The organism is Halomonas sp. V046 (assembly GCF_052645355.1).
Genome location: NZ_JBQXYF010000098.1, coordinates 1 through 207 on the forward strand (window position 1 = coordinate 1; position 207 = coordinate 207).

Sequence of the window (207 nt, forward strand, 5' to 3'; positions counted from 1 at the left end):
GGCTCCCCGGGGGCAGCGGCTACAGCAGCGTCACCCGCCACACCCACGATGCCCTGGGCAACCGCGAGACCACCACCCTGCCGAGCGGCCAGCAGATCAGCTGGCTGCGCTATGGCGCCGGCCACGTGCAGGCCATGGCCGTGGATGGCCAGGAGCTCTTCGGCTTTACGCGTGACAGCCTGCACCGCGAGGTGCATCGCCATCAGC

Annotated in this window: 1 protein-coding gene; it reads left to right on the top strand. The window is 70.5% G+C overall.

Annotated elements, in window-relative coordinates; genetic code table 11:
• A partial coding sequence (locus tag ACUN9Y_RS22420) for a hypothetical protein (protein ID WP_445462945.1) occupies positions 1 to 207 on the top strand: 207 nt, incomplete at both ends.